This window comes from Microcystis sp. LE18-22.4A (genome assembly GCF_027531105.1).
GTDB lineage: Bacteria > Cyanobacteriota > Cyanobacteriia > Cyanobacteriales > Microcystaceae > Microcystis > Microcystis aeruginosa.
Genome location: NZ_JAPZRB010000594.1, coordinates 1 through 4592 on the forward strand (window position 1 = coordinate 1; position 4592 = coordinate 4592).

The 4592-nt window shown below is 40.7% G+C and carries 6 protein-coding genes; all 6 read left to right on the plus strand.

The window, feature by feature from the left end:
* The coding region (locus tag O9295_RS25510) for a transposase (RefSeq protein ID WP_071784045.1) at positions 1 to 111 on the plus strand (111 nt) is incomplete at its 5' end.
* A 172-nt stretch (positions 112 to 283) separates the two neighbouring features.
* The gene (locus O9295_RS25515; RefSeq protein ID WP_288036097.1) at positions 284 to 922 is read left to right on the plus strand and encodes a glycosyltransferase family protein; all 639 of its coding nucleotides are present in this window, start codon (positions 284 to 286) and stop codon (positions 920 to 922) included.
* Positions 923 to 1634: 712 nt separating this feature from the next.
* Positions 1635 to 1970, plus strand: coding sequence for a hypothetical protein (locus O9295_RS25520; protein ID WP_288036099.1), 336 nt, complete (start codon positions 1635 to 1637; stop codon positions 1968 to 1970).
* The gene (locus tag O9295_RS25525) at positions 1967 to 2578 is read left to right on the plus strand and encodes a class II aldolase/adducin family protein (protein WP_288036101.1); all 612 of its coding nucleotides are present in this window, start codon (positions 1967 to 1969) and stop codon (positions 2576 to 2578) included. The genes O9295_RS25520 and O9295_RS25525 overlap by 4 nt, the downstream gene beginning before the upstream one ends.
* 106 nt (positions 2579 to 2684) lie before the next feature.
* The gene (locus O9295_RS25530; protein ID WP_288036102.1) at positions 2685 to 2888 is read left to right on the plus strand and encodes a hypothetical protein; all 204 of its coding nucleotides are present in this window, start codon (positions 2685 to 2687) and stop codon (positions 2886 to 2888) included.
* A 169-nt stretch (positions 2889 to 3057) separates the two neighbouring features.
* A complete protein-coding gene (argH, locus tag O9295_RS25535; RefSeq protein ID WP_079209692.1) occupies positions 3058 to 4473 on the plus strand; it encodes an argininosuccinate lyase in 1416 nt (471 codons plus the stop codon).
* Positions 4474 to 4592 lie beyond the last annotated feature (119 nt).

The following is a 4592-nucleotide window of genomic DNA, read 5'->3' on the forward strand; positions in this document are numbered from 1 at the left end:
GTCGAGGGAATCAACAATAAACTTAAACTAATAAAACGGAGAGGCTATGGCTTTAGAAACTTTCGGAATTTTTGGGTTAGAAGTATGTTATCTTGGCATCTTGTCTGTTGATTTAGCATAAAGGGTAACGAAGAGCCATAACTTTCAAATTAGTGTCCTTGAAAGAATATTAACAATTATTTTTAATACATCCACAGTTTTAGTGGATTTTAACAACCAGTTCAATTTTAAAAACCCCTTACCATATCTAATATTTATTATCATTATATATTCCTTTTGGTTTATGTATCGCCAGGCTCCATTTCATACTTTCTTATTTATAGCTCTATTAGTTATCATACCTGGTCTATCCCAGATTATTCCCGACTTTTTGCAAGGTGGTAGAAGAACTATATACTCTCGCTATCTTACTCCAAGTTATATAGGGGTTAGTCTGTCTGTTGCTTATTTACTTGCTTCTAAAGCTTTTCATGGTGTTGAAAAGCCTATCAAAAGAAGGTTATGGCAATTGATCAGCATAGCCATAATTTCTCTAGGAATATTTTCCTCTCTGGCTATTGCTAAATCTCCTACGGGAAGAACTCAAGGAATTGTACCTATTATGAACTTACAGATTGCTGAAGTAATTAACAAATCACCTAATGTCTTAGTAATTACTGATGATCTGTACTATCGAGTTCTGGCTTTAACTCACTTACTCAATTCAGATGTTTATCTACAGGTTGTCTATGGGGAAAATCAAAAGGAACTAGAAGAAAAACTATCTAAATTAGAGCAAATAGGTAGTAAATTTGACAATATATTTCTATACATCCCCTCTGATCAATTAATTCAGCAAATCGAGACTAATGGTTACAATACTCAGCTTATAGTCAGTGATAAGGATAAAAAGCGATATTGGCTTTATAAAATAACTAAGTAGGGTCTGGATTTGCCCAATACATAAATGCTAAAAAATTAACAAAACCTTGATTGACAAGCCGCCACTGGGTACATTTTACCCTTGAAAATGGCTGTACCGTTGACTGTATCTAGAGTAGAGCGATTCTGTGGAGTTGGCTGTATAGTGATCGCTAACCTTATTATCACAGATGATGTCATTAATCCCTAGAGTCGGCGATTTTTTTTGTAGCCATGTTTTTGATGGTTTTCTCCCCTGAAACAAGCTATAATGGCAAAAAGGTCAAATTTGAAAAATTTTGCTTCAAACCCTATCCGCGTAAGGATTTCAGGAGCTTGTGTTCAGTATACCATTAGTATTACATTGCTTTAACTCAGGCTCTGTAAGACTTTTAGCCATAGCTAGTATATTTATACGGGGGAAGTTCAGTGATTAGGCTGACGATGGTGAGACGGGCAAAGGATTTCATGGGTAGTTCCTCGGTGTGGGTGATTTGAGCTTCTATCAAGAGTTGGCTGAATATCGGTGTAAGTCTTGCTATCAAAGAGTTTTGGGCTTTTTTGCCCAAAAAGTGGCAGAAACAAAGGTTGGGAAATCAAAATAAGCTAAGAGGTTTATCCTTTTACAATGTGATCACTAAACTGTTCCGCAGTTCCGTCGTTCCCGAAAAGAAAAACTTTGTACTTCACCATTAAGATAACTGCTATAGTGTCGAGGAAAACTAGAATTGTCTATGAACACATTTACTCCCCATCAAATTGTTAGTTTATTCTGCAAAAATCGAACTTTATACGGAGAAGTAATTCAGGTGATCGAAAGTCGTTCTGCTCTTTGGGTGCGTCCTCTTTGGTTAATTGTAGCCGATAATTTTGAGACCATTGATGTGCGGGAATGTTCCGATTTAATTCTACCTATCAACTTATTTAACCCCGCCTTAGACACGGAAGTTTTACCCCTATTTTCCCAAGTAATTAAAGATAATTATATCGCCAATATTTCCTATCCTCTCCAGGAATTTGTGCAGAAAGTTTGTCAAAGTTATCCCGAATATTTTCAGAAAAATCTATGATTGACGAAGGCTACGTTAAATACAATTGTACTTGGATTCCTGACCATCCCTTAATAAGCTCAGAGATTGCAGAATTAAATTATTGGCGCAATCGCCTCTATCGACTGGGATTAATCGGTCAATACGATAACGGAATCGGTTTTGGTAATGTGAGTAAACGAGGAAAAATAGACAAAAAAATTATTATTTCTGGCACTAATACTGGAGGGATTCCAGTATTAAATGAATCCCATTACACCACAGTTATAGACTACGATTGGAGAGAAAATCGGGTCACTTGTCGGGGAACAATTGCCGCTTCTTCGGAAACTCTCACCCATGGAGCAATTTATGAAGCGAATCCCCAGATTAATGGGGTGATTCATATTCATCATCGCCCCCTGTGGCAAAATTTGATGTATCGAGTGCCGACCACTCAAGAAAATATCGCCTATGGAACCCCAGAAATGGCCGCAGAAATTATCCGTTTATGTCAAGAAGAGCGTCTAGAGGAGCAACAAATTTTAGTGATGAGTGGTCATGAAGAAGGAATTATCGCCTTTGGTCAAGATTTAGCAAAAGCGGGCAATTTATTATTATCCTATTACTGGCAATCTCAAGCATCTTGAAAGTGACCTCCTCTCCAACTCACCACCAGGGAGACAAAAGCGGTTTTGATTTAGTCGTTTTCATGTTAACTTATTCTGTAGATTTTCGTTTTTGAGGAATGCCATCGTGATCGACATCTTCCATCATCTATCTGTCTTGATCGACTTTTCGCCCCTTACCAATGTCTTGATGACTATTTCGGATCAAGACGTGGATATCATCGGCAATGTCCAGAAATCCTTCTCAAATTTCGTCAAAACTGGGCAAGCATGGGCCCTATTAATCGGTTTCATTGCCGGTTATCTGTTTCGAGGTTTTACTTCTTATTAGCTTTTCGCCTATCAGCATTCAGCCAGAGCGAGCAATTCTTGCTATTCTTATGCTTGTAGGGTTGGAGATTTTTCTAACCTGAAGCGGTAATGCTATCAGCGCCGGATTATTCCCCAAAATTGTCCAGCATATTTTGGTTAACTTTATACACAATAATCTAACGAAAACAGTGACAGCAAAGAAAACTTGGAGCGATCGCTTTGAAGGTAGTCTCCATCCTACGATCGTGGAATTTAACGCCAGTATTGGCTTTGATATCGAATTAATCGAGTATGATCTCACCGGATCAATCGCTCACGCTAAAATGCTCGCCTATACGGGTATTATCAGTCCCGAAGAAGCAGATAGTCTCGTCTCTGGATTGGAACAAATTCGTCAAGAATACCGCACCGGCAACTTTAACCCCGGCATCGATCAAGAGGACGTGCATTTTGCCGTGGAACGTCGTTTAACCGAGATTGTGGGAGATGTGGGCAAAAAACTGCACACGGCCCGTTCGCGGAATGATCAGGTAGGAACGGATATTCGTCTGTATCTTAGACAACAAATCGATGATATTAGGCAAGAAATTCGCAATTTTCAGCAAGCTTTAGTCAATCACGCCGAAAACCATCTGGAAACCCTGATCCCCGGTTATACCCACCTACAGCGCGCTCAACCGATTAGTTTAGCCCATCATCTCCTCGCTTATTTTCAAATGGCCGAACGGGATCACCAAAGATTAGGGCAAATTCGCGCCAGGACTAATATTTCGCCCCTAGGATGTGGTGCTTTAGCGGGGACGACTTTTCCTATTGATCGTCATTACAGTGCCAATTTACTCGATTTTGAGCAGGTTTATAACAATAGTCTCGATGGAGTCAGCGATCGAGATTTTGCCATTGAATTTATGACGGCCGCTAGTCTGATTATGGTCCACCTGAGCCGTTTGAGCGAAGAAATAATTCTCTGGTCTTCCCAAGAATTTAGTTTTATCACTCTCACCGATAGTTGTGCCACGGGATCTAGCATTATGCCCCAGAAAAAAAATCCCGATGTTCCCGAATTAGTGCGCGGCAAAACAGGGCGGGTTTTTGGGCATTTACAGGCGTTATTGACCTTAATGAAGGGTTTACCCCTAGCCTATAACAAAGACTTGCAGGAGGACAAGGAGGCGTTATTTGATGGCGTTAAAACCGTGCGGATTTGTTTGCAAGCGATGACGGTACTTTTAGCCACCGGAATTCAATTTAAAACCGACCGATTAGCTAATGCGGTGGCGGAAGATTTTTCTAATGCGACGGATGTGGCGGATTATTTAGCCAGTAAGGGGATTCCCTTCCGAGAAGCTTATAATTTAGTCGGGAAAGTCGTTAAAAGCAGTTTGGCAGCGGGTAAGTTATTGAAAGATTTAACCCTGACCGAATGGCAAGAATTACATCCAGCTTTTGAGGCCGATATCTACGACGCGATCGCTCCTCGTCAGGTGGTGGCGGCCCGTAATAGCTATGGTGGCACAGGTTTTGAACAAGTGCGATCGGCTTTAATTCAAGCTAAAGCCATTCTCGATCATCGAAAATTTGCGTCTGAAACCCCGCCGTTCTAGGTTGGCTTTACGTTAGAATTAAAAGGCCAGTCTCGAAAACCAAGTGGACGGCGCAGCACCTTGAAAACTCGGCTTAGGGGGTTCCGACCAGAAAAGCTTGGCCGGGTAAAAAGTCGCGC

Coding starts and splice junctions, on each gene's coding strand:
- O9295_RS25515 (WP_288036097.1), top strand. CDS start 284: ATGTATCGCCAGGCTCCATTTCATACTTTCTTATTTATAGCTCTATTA.
- O9295_RS25520 (WP_288036099.1), top strand. CDS start 1,635: ATGAACACATTTACTCCCCATCAAATTGTTAGTTTATTCTGCAAAAAT.
- O9295_RS25525 (WP_288036101.1), top strand. CDS start 1,967: ATGATTGACGAAGGCTACGTTAAATACAATTGTACTTGGATTCCTGAC.